This window comes from Variovorax sp. WDL1, assembly GCF_001541225.1.
Classification (GTDB): domain Bacteria; phylum Pseudomonadota; class Gammaproteobacteria; order Burkholderiales; family Burkholderiaceae_C; genus Variovorax.
The window spans coordinates 1-20,913 of record NZ_LMTS01000046.1; the positions used below are offsets into that span (position 1 = coordinate 1).

At 62.1% G+C, this 20,913-nt stretch carries 24 protein-coding genes and 1 pseudogene; 20 read left to right on the forward strand and 5 right to left on the reverse strand.

What is annotated here, in order from left to right:
- Nucleotides 1-455, forward strand: a 455-nt coding sequence (locus tag APY03_RS07705) for a transposase (RefSeq protein WP_198161222.1), incomplete at its 5' end; no start/stop codon positions are given.
- 10 nt (nucleotides 456-465) lie between these two features.
- The gene (locus APY03_RS41290) at nucleotides 466-624 is read left to right on the forward strand and encodes a hypothetical protein (protein ID WP_157103389.1); all 159 of its coding nucleotides are present in this window, start codon (nucleotides 466-468) and stop codon (nucleotides 622-624) included.
- 38 nt (nucleotides 625-662) lie between these two features.
- On the opposite strand, the gene APY03_RS07710 is transcribed toward APY03_RS41290, so the two are convergent.
- Complete coding sequence (locus APY03_RS07710) at nucleotides 663-1,154, reverse strand: bacteriohemerythrin (protein ID WP_068675517.1); 492 nt, start codon at nucleotides 1,152-1,154, stop codon at nucleotides 663-665.
- 39 nt (nucleotides 1,155-1,193) lie between these two features.
- Nucleotides 1,194-2,165 (reverse strand): Bug family tripartite tricarboxylate transporter substrate binding protein, encoded by a 972-nt coding sequence (locus APY03_RS07715; protein ID WP_068675519.1) that lies wholly within the window; start codon nucleotides 2,163-2,165, stop codon nucleotides 1,194-1,196.
- 212 nt (nucleotides 2,166-2,377) lie between these two features.
- Here APY03_RS07715 and APY03_RS07720 point away from each other — a divergent pair, with 212 nt between their 5' ends.
- The 3 genes from APY03_RS07720 to APY03_RS07730 all read left to right on the forward strand — a co-directional run bounded on the left by APY03_RS07720 (nucleotide 2,378) and on the right by APY03_RS07730 (nucleotide 5,053).
- Nucleotides 2,378-3,346, forward strand: a complete 969-nt coding sequence (locus tag APY03_RS07720) for a PDR/VanB family oxidoreductase (RefSeq protein WP_068675521.1) — start codon at nucleotides 2,378-2,380, stop codon at nucleotides 3,344-3,346.
- Complete coding sequence (locus APY03_RS07725; protein ID WP_068675523.1) at nucleotides 3,343-4,551, forward strand: Gfo/Idh/MocA family oxidoreductase; 1,209 nt, start codon at nucleotides 3,343-3,345, stop codon at nucleotides 4,549-4,551. The genes APY03_RS07720 and APY03_RS07725 overlap by 4 nt, the downstream gene beginning before the upstream one ends.
- A 79-nt stretch (nucleotides 4,552-4,630) precedes the next feature.
- Entirely contained in the window at nucleotides 4,631-5,053 is a 423-nt protein-coding gene (locus tag APY03_RS07730) for a MarR family winged helix-turn-helix transcriptional regulator (RefSeq protein ID WP_332112728.1), read from the forward strand.
- Here the strand turns inward: APY03_RS07730 and APY03_RS07735 are convergent.
- Nucleotides 5,046-6,035, reverse strand: coding sequence for a PhnD/SsuA/transferrin family substrate-binding protein (locus APY03_RS07735; protein WP_068675527.1), 990 nt, complete (start codon nucleotides 6,033-6,035; stop codon nucleotides 5,046-5,048). The genes APY03_RS07730 and APY03_RS07735 overlap by 8 nt on opposite strands.
- Before the next feature lie 8 nt (nucleotides 6,036-6,043).
- Nucleotides 6,044-7,363 (reverse strand): Rieske 2Fe-2S domain-containing protein, encoded by a 1,320-nt coding sequence (locus APY03_RS07740; RefSeq protein ID WP_068675529.1) that lies wholly within the window; start codon nucleotides 7,361-7,363, stop codon nucleotides 6,044-6,046.
- A 392-nt stretch (nucleotides 7,364-7,755) separates the two neighbouring features.
- On the opposite strand from APY03_RS07740, the gene APY03_RS07745 reads away from it, so the two are divergent.
- The 14 genes from APY03_RS07745 (at nucleotide 7,756) to APY03_RS07800 (ending at nucleotide 19,789) form a co-directional block, all read left to right on the forward strand.
- Nucleotides 7,756-9,006 (forward strand): SRPBCC family protein, encoded by a 1,251-nt coding sequence (locus APY03_RS07745; RefSeq protein WP_162487222.1) that lies wholly within the window; start codon nucleotides 7,756-7,758, stop codon nucleotides 9,004-9,006.
- Nucleotides 9,007-9,032: 26 nt separating this feature from the next.
- Nucleotides 9,033-9,428, forward strand: coding sequence for a hypothetical protein (locus tag APY03_RS07750; RefSeq protein ID WP_146039573.1), 396 nt, complete (start codon nucleotides 9,033-9,035; stop codon nucleotides 9,426-9,428).
- A gap of 63 nt (nucleotides 9,429-9,491) precedes the next feature.
- Entirely contained in the window at nucleotides 9,492-9,935 is a 444-nt protein-coding gene (locus APY03_RS07755; RefSeq protein ID WP_068675535.1) for an ester cyclase, read from the forward strand.
- A 59-nt stretch (nucleotides 9,936-9,994) separates the two neighbouring features.
- Nucleotides 9,995-10,351: a (2Fe-2S) ferredoxin domain-containing protein gene (locus APY03_RS07760; RefSeq protein ID WP_068675537.1), complete on the forward strand. Its 357-nt coding sequence runs from the start codon at nucleotides 9,995-9,997 to the stop codon at nucleotides 10,349-10,351.
- The gene (locus APY03_RS07765) at nucleotides 10,348-11,199 is read left to right on the forward strand and encodes an alpha/beta fold hydrolase (RefSeq protein ID WP_269475655.1); all 852 of its coding nucleotides are present in this window, start codon (nucleotides 10,348-10,350) and stop codon (nucleotides 11,197-11,199) included. Before APY03_RS07760 ends, APY03_RS07765 begins: the two co-directional genes overlap by 4 nt.
- Nucleotides 11,190-12,230 (forward strand): 2,5-dihydroxypyridine 5,6-dioxygenase, encoded by a 1,041-nt coding sequence (locus APY03_RS07770; RefSeq protein WP_068675539.1) that lies wholly within the window; start codon nucleotides 11,190-11,192, stop codon nucleotides 12,228-12,230. Before APY03_RS07765 ends, APY03_RS07770 begins: the two co-directional genes overlap by 10 nt.
- Nucleotides 12,230-12,841, forward strand: a complete 612-nt coding sequence (locus tag APY03_RS07775; protein WP_068675541.1) for an isochorismatase family protein — start codon at nucleotides 12,230-12,232, stop codon at nucleotides 12,839-12,841. Before APY03_RS07770 ends, APY03_RS07775 begins: the two co-directional genes overlap by 1 nt.
- Before the next feature lie 57 nt (nucleotides 12,842-12,898).
- Nucleotides 12,899-13,867, forward strand: coding sequence for a helix-turn-helix domain-containing protein (locus APY03_RS07780; RefSeq protein WP_068675543.1), 969 nt, complete (start codon nucleotides 12,899-12,901; stop codon nucleotides 13,865-13,867).
- Between the two features lie 223 nt (nucleotides 13,868-14,090).
- Entirely contained in the window at nucleotides 14,091-15,308 is a 1,218-nt protein-coding gene (locus APY03_RS07785) for an NADH-ubiquinone oxidoreductase-F iron-sulfur binding region domain-containing protein (RefSeq protein WP_083944219.1), read from the forward strand.
- 164 nt (nucleotides 15,309-15,472) lie between these two features.
- Complete coding sequence (locus APY03_RS07790; RefSeq protein WP_068675546.1) at nucleotides 15,473-15,931, forward strand: (2Fe-2S)-binding protein; 459 nt, start codon at nucleotides 15,473-15,475, stop codon at nucleotides 15,929-15,931.
- On the forward strand, nucleotides 15,928-18,279 hold the full coding sequence (locus APY03_RS07795) for a xanthine dehydrogenase family protein molybdopterin-binding subunit (RefSeq protein ID WP_083944220.1): 2,352 nt from the start codon (nucleotides 15,928-15,930) through the stop codon (nucleotides 18,277-18,279). Before APY03_RS07790 ends, APY03_RS07795 begins: the two co-directional genes overlap by 4 nt.
- Before the next feature lie 310 nt (nucleotides 18,280-18,589).
- Nucleotides 18,590-18,916 carry a formylglycine-generating enzyme family protein gene (locus tag APY03_RS45305; RefSeq protein ID WP_269475656.1) on the forward strand — a complete coding sequence of 109 codons (327 nt, stop codon included), beginning with the start codon at nucleotides 18,590-18,592 and terminating at the stop codon, nucleotides 18,914-18,916.
- Complete coding sequence (locus APY03_RS45310; RefSeq protein ID WP_269475657.1) at nucleotides 18,801-19,100, forward strand: formylglycine-generating enzyme family protein; 300 nt, start codon at nucleotides 18,801-18,803, stop codon at nucleotides 19,098-19,100. Before APY03_RS45305 ends, APY03_RS45310 begins: the two co-directional genes overlap by 116 nt.
- A 125-nt stretch (nucleotides 19,101-19,225) precedes the next feature.
- Nucleotides 19,226-19,789, forward strand: a complete 564-nt coding sequence (locus APY03_RS07800) for an amidohydrolase family protein (RefSeq protein WP_146039575.1) — start codon at nucleotides 19,226-19,228, stop codon at nucleotides 19,787-19,789.
- Nucleotides 19,790-19,815: 26 nt separating this feature from the next.
- Here APY03_RS07800 and APY03_RS07805 read toward each other — a convergent pair whose 3' ends face one another.
- Entirely contained in the window at nucleotides 19,816-20,061 is a 246-nt protein-coding gene (locus tag APY03_RS07805) for an FAD-binding protein (RefSeq protein ID WP_068675552.1), read from the reverse strand.
- Nucleotides 20,062-20,081: 20 nt separating this feature from the next.
- Here APY03_RS07805 and APY03_RS45595 point away from each other — a divergent pair.
- Nucleotides 20,082-20,809, forward strand: a pseudogene (locus APY03_RS45595) (IS3 family transposase); the annotation flags it as partial.
- Between the last annotated feature and the right edge of the window lie 104 nt (nucleotides 20,810-20,913).

Here is a 20,913-nt window from a genome sequence, read left to right on the forward strand (position 1 = left end):
GCGTACCGTCACTTATTGCACTGAAAACGAGGAGACCCCGGCTTCCCCCCCACGCGCAAATCGATGCGGTGGCCGGCAAGACCGAGGTCTATGCGCCGGTGCCTCGGGTAAAGGCGCCCAAGGGCAAGGATAAAGACGGCGGGGACCCACCCGCGCCAGGCAGCGAGTTCGAGCCCAAGGCGGGCTACAGCGAGGCCGTGGCGCACTGGCGCCAGCGAATGAACACAGACGCTGCACGGCAGATCTACAAGGAGCGCGCGGCCACGGCCGAATGCGTGAACGCACAGGCGCGCAACCGGGGCCTGCAGCGCTTGCCGGTATGCGGACTGGCCAAGGTGCTCGATGTGACCAAGCTCTGCGCTCTGGCCCACAACCTGATGCGCCTGGCGGCACTGGCACCGCAATTGATCGGCTGGGGCACAGGTGCGTCCGAAACGAGCGCAAGCACCGCGTGAGGAGTATGCAATGAGCGAAATGCGGCCTGCAAAGGCCTACGAGGTCGATTTGGAACTCATCGCACGCGTCTCCAACCACAAACCGGTCGTTGCGCCGACGACAACCGCGCCACCGACCATGCCCGTTCATTCGACATCAGCCTGGAAGCGAAAGCTTCTCAGCCTCTGAGCGCAAGCACACACGCGCCTTAGGCTCGGGACCTCAGCTCACTTCGTCTCAGGAATCACCGACCCGTCGAACGACAGCTTGCGCCGCAGCACGATCGGCTTGCCGCCCGTGCGCAATTTGCTCATCCAGTGCGACAACGCCGAGTCCAGGTAGTCGGCGTGACCGGGGAACCACTTGGCCAGCTCCCGCGCGAAATCGCGCACCGTGAAGAAGTCGCCCTGCACCAGGCGCTCCTTCACTTCCTCCAGCGATTTCAGCACAGCCGCATGCTCGTCGATGTGGCAGTCGCGCGGCGGGAAGTCGGTTTCCACCATCCAGCGGTCTTCGGTGCTGAAGTGATCGCGCAGGTGCTTTTCCACCTCGGCGAAGCAGGCAGCGATTCGGGTGTCATCGGACCCGATCAAGGCAGAGACCACCGCGACGAATTCGCGGTGGGTGTCGTCCATGGGGCCGTAGCCCAAGAGGAATGCGTCGCTCCAGATCAGCGGGTTTTCAGCGGCTTCGTGGCCCTGTGAAAGTCGGGTGTTCATGGCGGTAGAAGATACACCCTCCCGGGCTTCCGCTGGGCTTTAGTCCGACTTCAGGCTGGCGGCCTTGCCGGCTTTCGCCATCAACTCGTTCTCCCGGATGATCACGCGGCCGTACGCTTCGGGGGTCGAGCCCACCGGCTCGATCCCCGAGCCCTCGAAGGTCTTCACCACCTCCGGCATCTTGACGACCTCGGCAATGTCTTTGCTGATGCGGTCGATCGCGGCTTGCGGCGTTCCGGCGGTGGCGAGCACGCCCACGACCACCGAGAAGTCGAACCCCGGCACCGTTTCCGCGATGGCGGGAATGTCCGGCGCTTGCGGCGAACCCGTGGGCTCGTTGCTGGCCAACAGCCGCACCTGGTTGCTCTTGATGAAGCCCATGACCGAGGGCAGCGCCGCCACAGAAAAGTCCACCTGCCCACCCACCAGCGCTGGCGTGGACTGGCCCGATCCCCGGTAGGGCACGTGGCGCAGGTTCAGGTTCAACGCGACCTTCAGCGCTTCCATCGTCAGGTGGTGCGTGCTACCGATGCCGGACGACGCATAGGTGAATTCATCCGGCTTGCTTTTGACCAGGCTCACGAATTCGGCAAACGTGTGCACACCGGTTTTCGGGTGCGCCACCACGAACAGCGGCGAGCGCGCGATCAGCGACACCGGCAGGATGTCCTTGCCCGTCTGGTAGGTGGCCGATTTGTTCATCAGGGGGGTGATGGAGAGCATGGAGCCGTCCGACACGATGAAGGCATGCCCGTCGCCGGGCGTGCTTTGCAGCAAGGTCTGGTACGCCACCACACCGTTGCCGCCCGGCCGGTTGTCCACCACCACCGACTGCCCCATGCGCTCCCCCAGGTGCTTCGCCACCACGCGGGCCACCGTGTCCGGAAGACCGCCCGCTGCATACGGCACGATGAACTTCACGGGCTTGGACGGGTAGGCCTGCTGGGCCCATGACGCGGCGGGCGCGAAGCACAAAGCCAGTGCGGCGGTGGCGAGGATTCTGCGGTTCATGTGTGTCTCCAGTGTTGTGGGGTTCGGGTCCACGCCGGTCGTGAGCAGGATTCATGACGCCGGCAGACACATCACGAATCGGTGGGCGGTGCTCATTTGAGGTCCGCTCTTGAAATTTACTTAGATGGCTAAGATAATTCATTCTTGCAAACTGCATACGCCTTGTCAACGTTGAAAACCCTTCACCCGCCGACCACCTCCAAGGACAACGCATGGCCCCCGATCCCACCTTCATGAAGCTCGCCGTGGCGCGTGCCGAGCCCGCTGCGCGCGGCATACAACGCTTCGAGCTGACGGCGCCCGACGGCGGTGAACTGCCACCCTTCACGGCGGGCGCGCACATCCGCATCCAGACGCCGTTGGGCGTGACGCGCCAGTACTCGCTGAGCAACCACCCGGACGAACGGCACCGCTACGTCATCGCGGTCAAACGGGAGCACGACGGCCGCGGTGGGTCGATGAGCCTGGTGGATGGTGTGCAGGCGGGGCAAACCGTCGACGTAGGCCTGCCCGAGAACCTGTTCGAACTCGATGCGAAAGCGCGCAGCTTCGCGTTGATCGCCGGCGGCATCGGCATCACGCCGATGATGGCGATGGCGCGCCAGCTGTCGTCCGAAGGCGATCGACCGTTCAAGCTCTATTACCTGACGCGCGACGCGGAGGGCACGGCGTTTCTGCAAGACATCCACGACAGCGATTTCGCGTCCAGTGTGGTCGTGCACCACGACCAGGGCGACCCGTCGAATGGATTCGATCTGTGGCCGGTGCTGGAAAAACCCGGCGCCGCCGCCGGGCGCCATGTGTACTGCTGCGGACCGAAAGCGCTCATGGATGCGGTGCGCGACATGACCGGCCACTGGCCGAGCAGCAGCGTGCACTTCGAGAGCTTTGGTGGCGACACCAAACCGCACGCGGACGATCAGGCCTTCTCGGTGCAGCTCGAGAAAGACGGTCGGTCCTTCGTGGTGCCGGTGGGCAAGTCCATCCTTGACACGCTGCGGGCCGAAGGTGTGCACGTGCCGAGCTCCTGCGAAAGCGGCACCTGCGGTTCGTGCAAGACGCGTTTGCTCGGCGGCGAGGCCGACCACCGCGACCTGGTGCTGCTCGACGAAGAGAAGGGCGACCACATCATGGTGTGCGTGTCGCGCGCGAAGTCGCCCTGTCTGGTGCTCGACCTGTGAGCGAGGCTCCTATCCGACTCGGGGTGCTCGGCCTGGGCCGTGCCTTCACGCTGATGTTGCCGACCTTTCTGAACGACAGGCGCGTGCAACTCGTGGCCGCTTTCGACCCGCGTGCAAGTGCCTGCGCGCAGTTCGAGCAAACCTTCGGCGGCATCGCGCGCGGCTCGCCCGAGGCCTTGTGCGCGGACCCGTTGGTGGAGTGGATCTACATCGCCACACCGCACCAGATGCACGCGGAACACGTGGCCTTGGCGGCGCGGCACGGCAAAGGTGTGCTGGTGGAAAAACCCATGGCGATCGCACTCGACGATTGCACGCAGATGATGGCCGCGTGCGACAGCGCGAACGTGCCCTTGATCGTAGGCCACAGCCACAGCTTCAACGCCCCGGTGTTGCTCGCGCGGCGCCTGATCGACTCGGGTGCCTTCGGCGACGTGCGCCTGGTGCATGCCATGCAGTACACCGACTTTCTCTACCGGCCTCGCCGCCCGGAGGAGCTGGACACCGCCCGCGGTGGCGGGGTGGTGTTCAGCCAGGCGGCACACCAGATCGACATCGTGCGGCTGCTTGCCGGCGGGCTCACCACGCAAGTGCGGGCGAGCACGGGCGCATGGGACGCGTCCCGGCCCACCGAGGGCGCGTTCAGCGCGCTGCTCAACTTTGCGAATGGCGCTTTCGCCAGCGTCACCTACAACGGCTACGGCTTGTACGACACCGATGCGCTCATGGACGGCATCGGCGAGATGGGCTTGCCGAAAGACCCCGATGCGCACCACCAGACGCGCGCGCGTTTGGCCTCGGTGATCGACGAAGCACAGGAAGCCGCGTTGAAGGCCGAGCGCAACTTCGGCGGCAGCCTCTTCGTGCCCCCGCCGCCGCGCGTGCCGGATGCCGCGCAACATTTCGGGCCGGTGATCGTGAGCTGCGAGCGGGGCGATCTGCGCCTGACGCCGCATGGGGTGGCGGTGGTCGACGCCCAGGGGCGGCGCTTCGTCGCCGCCGATATTCCGCAAGTGCCGCGTGCCGAGGTGATCGACGAGCTGTGGCGCGTGGCGCGCGAAGGTGCCCAGCCGCTGCATGGCGGGGCCTGGTCCAGGGCCACACTCGAGGTCTGCCTGGCCATTCTCGAGTCGGGCCGGCGGGCGGTGGATATCATGCCCACTCTTCAAGTCGCTTACCGCCCACCTCCAGAACCCGATGCGTGACGCCCACCCCACCCAGCATCTGTTGCGCCATTGGCGCGAAGCCGTTCCGCAAGACCGCCTGGCGCACCTGGTGCGCGACGTGGCACGCGCGCAGATGCGGGCGTTGCAGGTGCGCCTGAACGCGCACGGCGTCTCCTTCGGCCATTGGACCTTTCTGCGGATTCTCTGGATTCAGGACGGCTTGACGCAGCGCGAACTGAGCGATCTCGCCGGCGTGATGGAGCCCACCACCTTCAGTGCCGTGCGGGCGATGGAGGGCATGGGGCTGATCGAACGGCGCCAGCTCGAAGGCAACCGCAAGAACGTGCACGTGTTCCTCTCCGAAGAGGGGCGCGCGCTCGAAAAGGTGCTTGTGCCTTTGGCCGAAGACGTCAACCGCGTCAGCGTGCGCGGCATCCCGGACCGCTCGGTGGCCATCGTGCGCAAAAGCCTGTTGCAGATCATTCAGAACCTGGCCGACGAAGAATCCAGTCCGAGCGCGCAGGAGCCCGCCGTCAAATAGCGTAGCTCTCGTACGTGGCGGGATGGAAGATCCCGTCGGTCGACAGCGCACGGCTGGACAAACCCTGGGCATTGTGGTGGCGCAGGAAGGTGTCGATGGTGGCGCGGTTGCGCTCGACACCGTAAGACCAGTAGTCCTCGCCCATGGTCTCGCGCGCGGCCTTGAGCTGCTCTTCGACAAAGGGCAAGGTGACCTTGGTGGCCGAGGTGTCGGACAGTGCGTCGAGCGCGGCGACCTTGGCCTGCGAGAACGCCTTGAACACCGCGCCCGGCAACCACGGGTGCTGCTCGGCCAGGGTCTTGCGCACACCCACCACGTGCATGATCGGGAAGATGCCGGTGCGGCGGAAATAGTCTTTCGCGACCGAGGTCGGGTCGTCGAACAGCCAGCCCACATTCGGGTTCGCCATGGCCTGCGCGCTGGGCGGGCGTGGCGCCATGAAACCGTCGATGTCGCCGCGGTCCAGCAGCTCGGAGATCGTCACGCCATCGGGCGCGCTCTCCAGCTTCACGCCTGCGGGCAGGTTCAACGCGATCTTCTCGGGCCGACCCGGCGTCTCGATGCCGCCGCGCACCCAGGTCACATCTTCGGGCGCTACGCCGTAGTCGTCCTGCAGCAGCGCGCGCGCCCACACATTCGCGCTCAGCTGGTATTCGGGCAGACCGATGCGTTTGCCCTTCAAGTCTTCGGGCTTGTGGATGCGGTCTTTGCGCACATAGATCGAGGTGTGGCGGAACGCGCGCGAGAGGAACACCGGCACCGCGACGTAAGGGCAGTCGCCTTTGGCGGTCTTCACCGCGTAGCTGGAGAACGAGAGCTCGGAGATGTCGAATTCCTGGCTGCGCATGGCGCGGAAAAACATCTCCTCGGGGTACAGGTTCATGTAGACCGGGTCGACACCATCGATCTGCACGCGCCCGTCCAGCAGGGCGCGTGTGCGGTCGTAGTCGCCCATGGCGATGGAGAGTTGCAGTTTGGACATGGGTTCTCTCAGGCCTTGACGGAATAGGAAGGTTCGAGCTCGGGGCGGTTCTCATCGGGGCCCCACACATAGGTGGTTTCGTGCTCGCGCCAGTCGGTGGTTTTGGGGATCACCGCCTGGAACGAGCAGACCGAGGGCGGAATGGCGTTGTCGCCCGCGCCGATGGCGGGGCCGCCGTGCTGGAACGCGCGCACGGCCTCCAGCATCTGCTTGCGAAACTCCACCACTGCCATGTCGCTCGCGCCCAGTCGATCGTGGGTGCGGTCGGCGATCGGCCCCATGGTGAGCCACATCGCCACGTCCTGGTTGGGAAAGCCGGTGATGCCGGTGAAGTTGCCGGCCTTCATGGCCTCGCGGTCTTGCCAGAAACGGTTCTCTTCGGTGCGCAAGGGGCGGTAGTAGGCGTCGAGGTCCACACCCACCGTTTGCCGCAGAAACTTGCGCCAGGTTTCGGTCTCGGGTGTGCTCGCCGGGTGGCCCCACGCCAGGAAGTAGAAGGCGGTGGTGGTGTCGTCCATCGGCACATTCACGTTGGCCACGTTGTAGAGATTGTTCGGTGGAATCAGCACCGTGATGGGCGCGGAGAACACCGTGGAGCGCACGTACTCGTGCGTGGCCGCGTTTTGGATCGGGCGGCGAATGGCGGCATAACGAAAGCCGTAGGCGCCGCGCTGCACCTGCATGCGCGGCGCCTTGTCGGTCGACGGCCGCAGCCAGGTCTTGTCGGTGGCCTCTGCGCCGCCCACGCGTGCGGGAACCATGTCGGACGAATGCAGGCTGGAGCTGTGCGCGGAGTCGATCGCGCCTTCAAGAATCTGCGCCCAGTTGCAAGGCAGCACCACCTTGGCAATGGACACGCGCGTGTCGGCGGTGGGCGCCCAGGGCGGCGGCACGAAAGCCGGTACCGCGTCCGCCGAACCGAACCACGCCCACACCATGCCGCCCCATTCCTTGACGGGATAGGCCTTGTGTTTCACCTTCTCGGCAAAGCCGCTGGCAGCGGGCTCCGACACCATCTCCAGCACGGTGCCGGCCACGTCCATCTTCCAGCCGTGGTACAGGCAACGCAGACCGCCTTCTTCGTTGCGCCCGTAGACCAACGACACCCGGCGGTGCGGGCACTTTTCGTCGAGCACGCCCACGTTGCCATCGGTATCGCGGAACACCACCAGGTCTTCGCCCAACACGCGCGCTTTCACCGGCGTGCCATCGGGCTCGGCGACTTCTTCGATCAGGCACACCGGCGTCCAGTGGCGCCGCATGAGCTGGCCCATGGGAGCGTTGCCGACAACGCGGCATAGCAGGTCGTTTTCTTCGGGTGTGATCATGAATGGGACCTCTGTACGTTGAGCTGCACGATGGCGGTCGAGCAACATCGGAAGTATGTTTAGATATCTAAGTATATGGCCGAGGCGACAAGAATGACAAGTGAGTGCTCAGACGGCTCACGGGTTTTGTGACAGCGCGGTGAACGAACGCGACGCCTGCGATTCATCTCACGCGGAAGGTCGATCAAGAGGTGATCAACCTCCGTTGGGGGTCGTCGGCGCATGGCGGCCACTCCCCAAGGAAAAAAGAAAAAATGCGGGAAAACCCTTGCATCGCGACCGCGTTGGACTGCACGCGAAGACAAGCGCAACTGCACGAAACGGCAAGAACGAAAACGGTGTCAAACCTACAGTTGATCGTTCTACTTCCGCCCATTCCAAGGACTCGCCCCATGAAACTTAGTGACTTGAAGAACGCCAGGTGGACACTCGATCATCCTGAGTTGGGGACTGGTCCGGTGTCCATCGAACCCTATCGATCGCCGGAATACTTCCAGAAGATGCGAGACAAGGTGTTCAAGCAGACGTGGATTTCCACGGGTAAGCGCGTCGACGAAATTCCCAATGCGGGCGACTACTTCGTCGAGAACATTGACATCACCAGCAATTCGATCGTCATCACGCGTGCCCTGGATGGGGTGGTTCGGGGGTTTCACAACGTCTGCCTGCACCGCGGCACCCAATTGGTTTTCCAGAACTACGGCAATGTGCGCGGTCGCTTCACTTGCATCTACCACGGCTGGTCGTACAGCCTGGATGGCAAGAACATACTGAAGACCGAACAGGACATGTTCTTCCATCCAGAGACGATCGAGGCAGATCTGATTCCTGTCGCCGTTGATGTGTGGAAGGGCTTCATCTTCGTCAACCTCGATCCGAAGCCTGCGGAGAGCCTGCGGGAGTACTTGGGCGAAGAGCTGCTGGGTCTTTACGACGCCTATCCGTTCGAACAGACCACCGTTCAGCTGTCCTACCGCGCCGATCTGGAATGCAGCTGGCCGGTGCTCAGAGATTCTCAGCTCGATGGATACCACCTCAAGTATCTGCACAAGCGGTCGGCGCCGGGGTTCATGGAAAGCGGGGACGATCCGTCGCGCCATGCCTGGGATTTCAAGCTATTGGGAAGACACAGTTCCGGAAGCTTCTTCGGCAACCGCGCGCGCATCAGTGCAGATCTGTCCAAGGTCGCGCCTGTGACGTCGCTGGCGAGCCGCCTGGGCCAGACCATCGCCACGAACACGGCAGCCAATGTGCCGGTGGACAAATGGGCCAAGGGCGTGAACCCCACGCGCAGCGAAAACTGGTTTTTCGACTACCTGTACATCTTCCCGAACATGCACGTGGTCTTTCTCGGCCAGAGTGCCTACATCGTCCACAAGATGATGCCGGGAAAGGCGCACAACACCTCGAGCTGGAATGCGCGCTACTTCGGGCCACCGGTGCAGGCCGACGATCTGGTGTCGAAGTGGACCAGCGAATACATGAAGTACAGCTTGCGAGATCTGTGGCGTGAAGACGGCAACACCACCATCGGTGCACAACGCTCCATCGATTCTGGTGTGTTCCGACGCATGTATCTGCAGGATCAGGAAGTGCTCATCCGGCATGCCGACAAGACCCTCAACGACTACGTCAACTTCTGATGACCTCCGAAAGGGGCTACACCGATATGCAAACCGTCCAACATCTGCCGTCCCAGTTCAGCGAGCTGGAACAGTTTCTACCCTGGGCATTGGCCACCGAAGCCCTTCGCCTTGAGAGGCGCGAAAAGTCAACGCTGGAGGACATTCGGACGTTCTACGGCGCAGTCCTCTCGCGCATCGAGGAAGTCATTGAACATTTCCGTCAGGCGGACACGTCTGCCAAAGGTGGCAAAGGCATCGCGGAAGAAACGAACAACCTCTACACCCTGATGTTGGCCTTTGCCGACGCATCGCTGTCCATCGAGCTGCACAAGAGCCATACCGTGCCAGACGGCATGGCGTGGGATGTCTGGCAGCCCGAGCACGACTCAGCGGACTGGCAGGCCAAGCCAAAGATCCGATTGCAGCCGGTGACTCCGTAAGGCGCAAGCCACCCATTGACCACTCTTCTCGCCTTTTTTCAACCACCGTCACTTGGAGACCTTATGACCCCCACCGAAGTTGTCCGCGCCTTTGTCAAGGCGCACAACGCACACGATCTCGCCACCATGGCCACTTACCTGTCTGACGACAGCACGATGATCGATGTCGCCTCGCCCATTCCTCTCGGCAGCAAAGCCGATGTGTTGAAGTTGTTTTCGATGATATTTGCCGCCATTCCAGACATCCACTTTGAAGTCACGGGAATGATCTCCGAAGGACATAAGGCGTTTTCTGCACTGCGCACGACCGGCAACGGAAAGGGCCTCTGGATGGGCCGAGACATTACGGGAAAGCGTTGCGACGTGTTCGAGGGCATGTTCGTCGACATTCAGAACGACCAGATCAAGACCTGCATGTTCTACAGCGACACCGCGACCCTTTCGCGCCAGCTCGCAGACTACGCGCCTGCGCTCGACATGAAGTCCGATACGCCCAACATCATGTAATGCGACCAGGAGCACCTGCGGGTGCTCCTGGTCGCTTGCTCCGAAGAAGATTCCAGAACATGTCACAAGCCGAGATCTGCGAGATCTACGTCTGCAACAACATTGATTGCAAGAATCGAGGTGCGGATCGCGTCATCGAGGCGCTCCGCGATGAGTTCCATTCGTCTGAATCGCCGGCCATTCGGATCCATACCTACATGTGCTTCTCTGCGTGCAACAGTGGACCGAATGTGGTTATTCCCAACCGCCGTTGCTGGCTCACCGCGGTGAGTCCAGAAGATGTGTCAGTGGTTCGCGACGTGGTTTCAGGTGCGAACCCACCACAGCATCTGCAGCAGAAAAACGACCCCCAACTGGAGGCGTTGATCTTCGGCATCATGGATGCAGGCCTCTTGTGCCCATCGGAGGACGCTTGACTCCGAACGTGTCGAACGTGTCAAGTTTCGTGGGCGGTGCGCAAGTCCAGGCGAATGGCATTCGACAGCACTTTCTCCGCTACTCCCCAAAGACCGAGGAGGCACCCACGTTGGTGGTTATGCCTGGCATCACCAGCCCTGCCGTGACATGGGGCTTTGTTGCCGAGAGACTCGGTCGGCGGTACGACACGTATGTCCTCGATTTCCGGGGGCGTGGTCTTTCGTCTTCGGGAACGGGCCTCGACTACTCCATCGACACCCTTGCAGATGATCTCAACGAATTTCTCCGTGTGCGCTCGTTGCAGACGTCGATCCTGATGGGTCACTCCATGGGTGCGCGCGTCATTGCAAGAATGCTGGCGAAAGGCACTGCGATGCCTCCTGGCCTGGTGCTTATCGATCCACCCATGAGTGGCCCGGGACGCCCGAAGTATCCCTATGAACTCTCCTCCTATCTGGAGGCGATTGCGTGGGCGCAGCGCGGCTGTAGCGCTGAAGATTTGCGCGGGGCGCTGCCGACGTGGTCGCACGAACATCGTGCGCTTCGCGCGGAGTGGCTTCATACCTGTGATCCACGCGCGGTGACTGCGGCACACGACGCCTTCCATGCCGAGTGCATTCTCCAGGACGTCCCTCACTTGAGGGCACCCACACTTTTGATGACCGCCGAACACGGCGGCGTCGTTTCAGCAGAGGACGTCGAACGCATTCACGATTCGAGTGAATGTGTGCAACACGTTCGGATTCCCGATGCGGGGCACATGATTCCTTGGGACAACGTCTCGGCGTTTCATGCCGCACTCGATCCCTTTCTCTCCACACATTCGAAAGGCACCCTATGGCCGTGAGCGATTTCCAGATGCTGCAAGCATGGAAAGCAGTCCTCCATCTGAGTCAACTGCAAACCGGACAATCCGTAACGATTCTGAGTGGCGGGCACACCCATCCACAGACCTTGCGCACGGCGTCACTGGCTGTGCAGGAGGCGGGCGCGACCGTCACACACATCGAGCTGCCGCCCATCAACGCAGAGAAGTCGCTTAGCCGAGACCCGTTCGGATACCTCGGGGAAACGCCACTGAGCGGAAATCCCCCCGCCATCGCCGCCCTCATGGCGAGCGACCTGGTTCTGGATCTGATGGGGCTGCTGTTCTCGCCCGAGCAACTCCAGGTGTTGCAATCGGGAACCAAAATTCTCCTGGCCATGGAGCCTCCGGAGATTCTGGTCAGAACCATCCCCACGCTGCACGACCGCCAGAGGGTTCTGGCCGCCACCGATCGGCTGCGCCGTGCGAAAACGATGCATGTCACTTCCAAGGCGGGAACGAGCGCCACATTTGAACTCGGTGAGTACCCGACGTTCAGCGAGTACGGCTTCGTGGACGAGCCCGGGCGCTGGGACAACTGGCCCAGTGGGTTTGTCTTCACCTTTGCCAACGAGGGGCGCAGCTCGGGCACCTTGGTGCTGGACAAGGGGGACATCCTCTTGCCACAGAAGACGTATATGACAGACCGCGTCGTCATGCACGTGCAGGACGGCTACGTCAGGCAGATCGAAGGAGGCGTCGATGCCGAGATGCTGCTCGAGTTCATGAACGGATTCAACGACCCAGAGGCATTTGCCATGTCACACGTGGGATGGGGCCTCCAGCCGCGGTGTCACTGGTCCACCCTGTCGCTGTACGACCGCGAACAAACCATTGGTATGGATGCGCGCGCCTACGAAGGAAACTTCCTGTTTTCCCTCGGTCCAAACAGCGAAGCAGGGGGCACCCGTACCACACCCTGTCACCTGGATATTCCGTTACGCAATTGCACCGTGGCAATCGACGGCGAGGTGGTGGTTCGTGACGGGAAAGTGCTTGAGGCAGGGACGTGATGCCCGACGGCGACATCTATTCAAAGCAAGGCTTCGGCACGGCACTCCAGCCGGCGGCGCCGTTCGGGTTGCTGATCGTCGACTTTGTGAACGCCTTTGCGGATCCAGCCCAGTTCGGCGGTGGCAACATTGCCCAGGCGATCGACGGGACCAAAACCTTGCTTGCTCGAGCTCGCCAGAAAAAATGGCCCATCGTCCACACGCGTATCGTCTTTGACGACGCTGCAGCCGACGCCAATGTCTTTGCGATGAAGGTCCCGGGCGTCTTGAAGTTGAACGAATCGTGTCGGGAGAGCCAGATCGTGAGCGCACTGACCCCCGAGCCGGGTGAACTGGTGGTGCGCAAGACAGTGCCTTCCGCGTTCTTTGGTACCTCGCTGGCGCCGTGGTTGGCCCAGCGTGGCGTGCGATCCCTCCTGGTGGCGGGCGCCACAACCAGCGGATGCGTTCGCGCCAGTGTGGTGGATGCCATGTCATGGGGGTATCGCCCCATCGTCGTCCCCGAATGTGTTGGCGATCGATCGATCGACGCTCACAATGCAAGTCTGTTTGACATGAACCAGAAGTATGCGGCTCTGATGCCCGCGACGGAGGCGCTGTTGCTATCCTGAGGGTCCCTTCCGGCCCGGAGGGCCATTGGTAAATCGTTCTATTTCGGTACTGCGATCATGAATAAGCGATTTTCAACCGACAGCGTGCAACCCTCCCTGGGCGGGAGCTATTGGCGCCATGCCATTTCCGAAGCCCTCTTCAACTTGCAGATCACACTCCCAAGCCCGCACACGTTTCGTGGCGAACTGGTTCAGAGCGATCTGTCGAACGGCTCCCTTTCAAGATTGACCTCGGGTGCGCTAAGCAGCCGGCGCTTGAAGGAACATTGCGACCTGGAAGACCGGCAAGTCCTTCTCACATTGCCTGTTCAAGGGACTGTGGAATTTACGCAGTTCGGACGCACCACACGGTGCGGCCCGGGGCAATTCGTTCTCGAAATGAGCGAAGAGCCCTACGAGTTTGGTTACGGAGACGGTAGTGAAATGCTGGTGTGGAAGTTGCCCGCCTCCACTTTGCGAGCGCATGTGGGCGACCCCCGTCGTTTCTCCGCCCGGCAATATGACGTCAACTCGGGCATAGGCCAGGTCTTCAACGACTATCTCAAACTGGTAGCTCGCCAGGTCGAGCAAAACGCGAACCCGCATTTGCGCGCCTTGATGGATGCCCATCTGGTCGAACTGCTTGCCTTGACGCTTCAGCAACACCCGGACGCGTTGCAGTCTCAGCAGTCAAGTATTCGGGATGCGCACCTGGCGCGCATCGAGGCTTATGTGCAGCAGCATCTCTCCGACCCGAATCTGACGCCGACCCAGATTTCGAAGGCCTGCCGCATTTCCTTGCGCTATCTTCACTCGCTGTTTCGAGAAACCGGAACTCCCGTGTCTCAATGGATTCGCGAATTGCGCCTCCAGCTTGCACACGAGTCGCTCAGGCGCGCGACCAAGCCGGGTTACATCGCCACCGTCGCTTATGACTGCGGGTTCAACGACCATCCGAAGTTCACACACGCCTTTCGCAAGAAGTACGGCTACACCCCGAGCGACTTGCTGCGCAATGTACGCGCAGACAGCAGCGGCCCGAACTGATCGACCTTCCGGTAACACGACCTCCAGCGCGTCAGCGGAGTGCCGGTCGAGCACCAGCCTATAGACGCCACTTCCTCCAACGACAAATCAAAGTGCACGCATGGGCCAAGCCCGTGGGGTACTTCCACGTAAAGTGGGCAGAGTCGCTGGGTGACCCACTTCGTGCGTAACACGCACCACCTGCTCCGGTGTGGGTCTGTCGATGTAACTCTCCATCCAGACAATGATCAACCTATTCGACCGCCGTGTTCTGGCAGCTGCATCGCTTCACGATACAACCCAAAAACACCTTTTTTTTCCCGCCTATGCGCATGCGCAGACCATGGCCGCAGAGGTCTTCCTGGACGAGGTTCAGGCGGCAGGCCTCTGTGGCAAAGGGGGCGCCAATTTTTCCAGCGCACGCAAGATGCAGCTGTTCAGGGAACAGGCGGAGCCCACCAAGCACCTTGTGATCAATGGTGGCGAACATGAGCCAGGGTCGGCCAAAGACGACTGGTTGTTGACCCATCACGCCGACACCGTTTTGGATGGCGCGCTTTGCCTGGCGCACCTGCTGGGTGCCACGCATGTCTGGGTGGCCATCAATGCGCGAGGCACCGCCGCCCAAGACGCCGTCACCAGTGCCTTGAACCACATCACGCGGGAAATGCACCCGTTGCCCGTCGTTCGCATCGTCACTGTTCCGGACGAGTATGTGGCGGGCGAAGAAACGGCTCTTCTGCAGTCCTTGTCGGGTCGCCCGGCGATGCCGGTTCGCCGACCGCCTTTTCCGATCGAACGGGGTCACGACGACAAGCCCACGCTCGTGCACAACGTCGAGACTGTGGCCCACCTGCCGTACCTGATATTGCATGGCGCACAGGCATACCGGCAGTTGGGAATCGCGCGAAAGGGGGTGACGCTGTGCACCTTCGGAGATGAATTCGTTCATAGCGGGGTGCGCCTCGTCCCGCTGGGTATCGACATCCATGCGCTGTTGCAAGTGCATGGGGGCGGACTGCGTTCGGGGCGCACCATCCGGGCGGTGCAGCCCGGGGGGCCTGCCTCCGGATTTCTACACCGCGAACAGTTCGATGTGCTGTTCGAAGCACCTTCTCTCATGCGGGCCGGTTCGTCCCTTGGTTGCGCCGCGATCAGCGGATTCTCCGAGGACGATGACATGGTCTCTGTCACACGCAGCCGCACAGACTTCTTCGAAAAATCATCGTGTGGGCAGTGCCCGCAATGTCGCATGCAGACCCGGATGCTCGCGGCCATCGTTCGCCAGGTGGAAGCGGGCAAGGGAAGCGCCAAGTTGTTGGGGCAAATCCCCTTGATCATCCAGGCCAATGCCGCCCACGGCATCTGCGGTTTGATTCGCATGCCGGTCGCACCAGTCGAGTCGTTGCTGCGGCATTTCAAGACAGACATCGATCGACATCTACCGGCCGAGTCCGCGTAACCCCGTTCCCGTCGCATCTCAGCGACAGCATGTGCGCTGCGCGAGACCGTCTGCATTGCACGGGTTCGAAATTGTTTGTGCACGCAACGGCAAGACCGCGCGCATGTGGCCTCCTATCCTGCGGCATCAGCAAACAACTGCGACGTCCAATAGGAACCCACGACATGACAAGACTCACCCTGAACGGCAAGCCCGTCGATATTGAAGGCGTGCCCGACGATGCACCACTCCTCTGGGTGATTCGAGAGAATTTCAAACTGCCGGGGACCAAGTTTGGTTGTGGGCTCGGACAGTGCGGCGCATGCACGGTGCATCTCAACGGGAAAGCCATTCGCTCGTGCATCACGCCCATCAGCGCGGCTGCAGATCAGTCCGTCACCACCATTGAAGGACTGGATGCCCAACACCAACACCCGTTGCAACGTGCGTGGGTCGCAGAACAGGTGCCGCAGTGTGGCTACTGCCAATCCGGCCAGATCATGCAGGCCGCTGCGCTGTTGAAGCGCACACCCAAGCCGAGCGACGCGCAGATCGTCGAGGCGATGGATGGCAACCTCTGCCGCTGCGGCACCTACCAACGCATCAAGCGTGCGATTCGCCGTGCGTCGGAGCTGAAAGCATGAGCATGGACATTGCACCTTCCATCGAGAGCACGCCGCTGTCACGCCGGCAGTTCCTCATACGATCCAGCACCGTGAGCTGCAGTGTCGCGTTCGCGCTGACAGGCGCTGCGCGTACCGCCGTGGCCGCTGCCACGCAGGATGCAGCAACGACTGGAAAGATCAGCCCCAACATCTGGGTCAACATCCACGAAGATGGTGTGATCGAAATCGTCTGCCCCGCCGTGGAACTCGGACAGGGCGCTCACACCGCTCTGCCGCGTTTCGTGGCCGAAGAGATGGACGCCGATTGGGGTGCCGTGCGGGTTTTGCAGGCGTCCGCGAACGACAAGTTGTATGGCAACCCGCTGGCATGGAACACGCAGATCACCGCCGCTTCCCGCACCACGAACGGCTACTTCGATGTGCTTCGCGTGGCCGGTGCTCAGGCTCGGTACATCTTGCTCCACACCGCCGCCGGGAAATGGAGGGTTCCGTTTGCCGAGTTGAGTTCGCGCAAGAGCGTTGTGCTGCACGCGAAGTCGGGTCGACGCATCACGTATGGCGAACTCGTCGGGTCGATCCAAATGCCCGCTTCGCTGCCTCATTTCTTCGCACCGGGTGAAGCCCCGCAGCCAGCCGATGACTACTTCGGTGAGGCACCCCTGTCCATCGTGGCGCCGGACCCTAAGCGGAAGGATTCGATACGGCTCAAGCGGAAGTATCAGTACCAATTGATCGGCGTGGACACGCCCCGCCCCGACATCCCCGACAAGACCACGGGCAAGGCGTCGTACGGGATGGACGTTCAACTCCCCGGCATGCTCCACGCCATGGTGGAAACCGGCCCCGTCTTCGGGATGGCGCCGGAGGAGGTGGATGAAGCCCAGGCCCTCCAGGTGCCCGGCATCGTCCGCGTGCTTCGACTTCCCTATGGCGTGGCGGTCGTTGGCGACAACCTGATCGCCGTTCGAATCGCGCGGAGAAAGCTCCAAGTCCAGTGGGCGCCGCTCCCTGAAAAACAGGGCTATGGCAGCGACGCTGTTCTACAAGAATTCAGCGAGCTGGCACGAGAGACCAAAGGGACTGCCGTTCGCGCCTGGTCACAAGGCGATGCATCGGCGACCGAAAGCGCATTGGCCGCTGGCGCTCGTTCGAGCGTCGAGCGATTCGAGATGACCTCGGACCTTGTGTACCAGAGCCCGATCGAGCCGCAGAACGCGACCATCCGTCCTTCCGCCGACGGCAAATCGGCCGAGGCGTGGGTGGGTACGCAGTGGCCGACGGTAGAGCAGGGTTTTGCCGCCAGCATTCTGGGCATTCCCCCGGATCAACTGAAGATGCACCTGCCTTATGTGGGAGGAGGATTCGGACGCCGCCTGGAGCCTGGCGCCATGGTGGACGCAGCGCACATCGTTCGGGCCGTGGGGAAAACCGTCAAGGTCCTGTGGACCCGCGAGGACGATATCAAACGGAACCCGTTTCGGCAGGCTCTGGCCTGCCGCATCGAAGCGGCGGTGGACGAGAAGAGTGGGCAGATCTCGGCCATGCGTCATACGGTCGTTGCAGACTCGTGGCTCGCGCGCTTGTTCCCCCAGTACTTTGGCGCGTATCAGCAGACCGATCCCGGCAACTGGATCGGAGGGAGGGTCGCCTACGACATCCCATTGCAGGTCATCGACGCGGTCACTCCCCGCCGCAGCGTCGACGTCTGCTACATGCGCGGAATAGGCGTTGCACAGGTCAAGTTCGCGCAGGAATCGCTGATGGACCGGCTGGCGAACCAGCGCAAGGTCGACCCCATCGAATTCCGCGTGCGACATCTGAAAAAAGAGCCGCGTGCCGTGGCGGTTTTGAATGAAGTTGCGCGGATGTCCAACTGGCGCCGACGCCGTCAGACGCTGTCGGATCGGTCCACCGCGCTCGGCGTTGCTTACACGCCGTACTCCAATGCGCACGTGGCACTCGTCAGCGAGGTTTCGCTGAACAGCCAGACCGGTGAAATTCGGGTGCTGCGGGTGTGGTGCGCCCTCGACATTGGATTGGTCGCTCAGCCGGACATCGTGAAATCGCAGATGGAGGGCGGCATCGTCCAAGGGCTCAGCGTTGCGTTGATGGAGCGGGTCACGGTGGAACGTGGCGTCGTTCAACAGACGAATTTCCACAACTACCCCATCCTGCGTATGAGTCAAATGCCGGATATTGCGGTGACGATTCTCGCTACCGAACACCCCATGACCGGTGTTGCCGAGCTCGGCTTGCTACAGATCGCCCCTGCCATCAACAACGCCGTGGCGCATCTCACGGGCACCCATCTCACCCGCCTTCCCATGTTGCCCGCACAGGTGCTGGCGGCGATTAAGTCCCCTTGACGTCGCAGCGGTACCGCAAGCCGACGCCGGAAGTGACGAGCCCCTTTTCTCTTTTGATTGCAATTCACCATGACCATCCGACTCAGCAACGCGATCCTTGCATACGCCCTTGGTATCCTGTTGACCTTGTCGATGACCTCTGCGCTGGCCACGGAGGGCGGAGGATCGACCGCGAGTCTCGGTGCTGAAAACTTCTTGACCGGCGCAGCACCACCGCCGGGCTTCTATGTACTGGAGTACATCAACCACTACCGCGCCAACCGTCTTAACTACCTTGCGGGCGATGCCGCCGTGCCGGGATCTGCCGGGCATGGCCGCCCACATCAACCAGCCGAGCCACCCGGCCACCGTGTCGTGGGAAGAGGCGCAGGCGTTCATCCAGCGGCTCAATCAAAAGGAAAGTCGCACACACTACCGACTTCCCACCGAGGCCGAATGGGAGTACGCCGCGCGCGCTGGCACGACCACTGCGTATTCGTTCGGCGACGACGCACGGCAACTTCCACTTCATGCCTGGTTCGGTGAAGGCTTCACAGCAGGCTCGACCCACCCGGTGGGTCAGAAGCTGCCCAACCCCCTGGGGCCTGCACGACGTACATGGCAACGTGTGGGAGTGGGTGCAGGACTGGTACGGTGACCGTTACCCTGGCGCGGCCGCCGTGGTGGATCCACAGGGCCCGGCGAGTGGATCGAATCGCGTCGTGCGCGGCGGCAGCTGGCACCAAACGGCCGACAGCTGGCGTTCGGCCGTGCGCAAGCCGTACGCGCCGAACTACCGAGGCATCAGCATTGGTTTCCGCGTCGCGAAGACCGTCGACTGAAAGAAGTACCGCGATGACCGAACAGACCCGCCCCGTTCACCTGCGCCAATGGGCAAGCCTGATCGCAGCTGCAAGCGCTTCTGCGTTGACGCCGCCCAGATCATCATGGGCGCAGAGGGCCCGCGTTGAACAAGCGCCGCGCCGCCGGCTCGTGGCGTATTTCTCTCGCACAGGCCAGAACCGGCAGGTCGCCAGTGGTGGTCTATACACACCCGACGGCGGCCAACTGCTGCGGCATTCTGCAGAAGAATGTGCAGGGCGTCATGGTGGAGTTAGGCACCAATACCACGCGCACCATTGCGTCCGTTCTTTTCGACGGGAATGCGCAGCGGTTCCGCTGCATCCGATGGATTTTTTCGCATGCCGGCGGCACGATGGCGTTCCTGATCGAGCGCTTCGTGCGGCATCCCCTGCTGGCGCGCAACGTGGCGCCCAACTTCCCCAATGGCGTGCTCCCCGAACTGCAGCGCTTCTGGTACGACACGGCCCAGACGGCGAACGCTGCCGCGATGTCCGAGCTGACCCAAGTGGTTCCCCTGGAACAGATCGTGTTCGGAACGGACCACCCCTACCGAACCAGCTTTGACCACCTCCAGGGCGTGCGGAGTTCAGGGGTATTTACCGCGTCGCAATTACAGATGATCGAGCGGCCCAGTCCGCTGCGGCTGTTTCCTCAACTGCGCGGCTGACCTCCATGCCACATGTGCCACGGTCTTCACTGCTGCTTGAGGTGCTGCGCCGCGATGTAGCCAAAGGTCATACAAGGTCCGATCGCGGCCCCTCCGCCCACGTAATTCCCGCCCATCACATGGGACATGTCATTGCCCACCGCGTAAAGGCCGGGGATAGGTTCGCCATCTGAACGAAGCACCTGTGCATGTTCGTTCGTGTCCACACCGGAGAATGTTCCCAGTTCGCCCATGTGGGCTTCCCCCAGTTTCCCGGACACATCCAATGACATGATGTGTTCAGGAGATAGGCATGACAAGAACCCGAAGGAGCTTCACGGACGAGTTCAAACGTGAAGCAGTGAAGCTGTGCAAGCAGCCAGGCGCCACCGTGACGCACATTGCACGGGACCTGGGTATTCAGACCAGCGTGCTCAGACGTTGGGTCACCCAGGAGCGTGGCGGGGTGTTGGACCTCAGGCCGAATCGGCCGTTGCGCAGTGAGGCCGCCACTGAGGTGGAGCGGTTGCAACGCGAACTGCGCCGCGTGACCACGGAGCGCGACATCCTAAAAAAAGCGCTCGGCTACTTTGCCAAGGACCCGCAGTGAAGTACGGCTTCATCGCGCGGCATCGTAGTGTCTGGCCCACCCGCACCATGTGCCGGGTTCTGGCGGTCTCCCACAGCGGCTTCTACGAATGGATGGACAGAGCGCCGAGCCAGCGCAGTCAGGACGACGCCAGGCTCACCCGCCTCATCCGGGAGTGCTTCGAGCTTAGCGACCGAACCTACGGCAGTCCACGCGTCTGGCACGACCTTTGAGCGCTGGGCGAGAGTTGCTGGATGAACCGGGTCATCCGGCTGATGCACCTGGCCAAGCTGCAAGCCCGCCACAAGCGACGCAGGCTACCTGGCGATACGGGCAGCAGGCTTGAGAACCACATCGCGCCCAATCACTTGCAACGCGACTTCGAGGCCAGTGGACCAAACCAGAAGTGGGTGTCACCGCCGGATGAATACTCCCCGTATTGGCCGGTTGAATTTTCCCCAGTTTGAAGCTTGAACAGGCAGCGGGCCGAGGCCCGCTGCCTGTTCGTCCACTTGACGGGGTCTCCTCGTTTTCAGTGCAATAAGTGACGGTACGC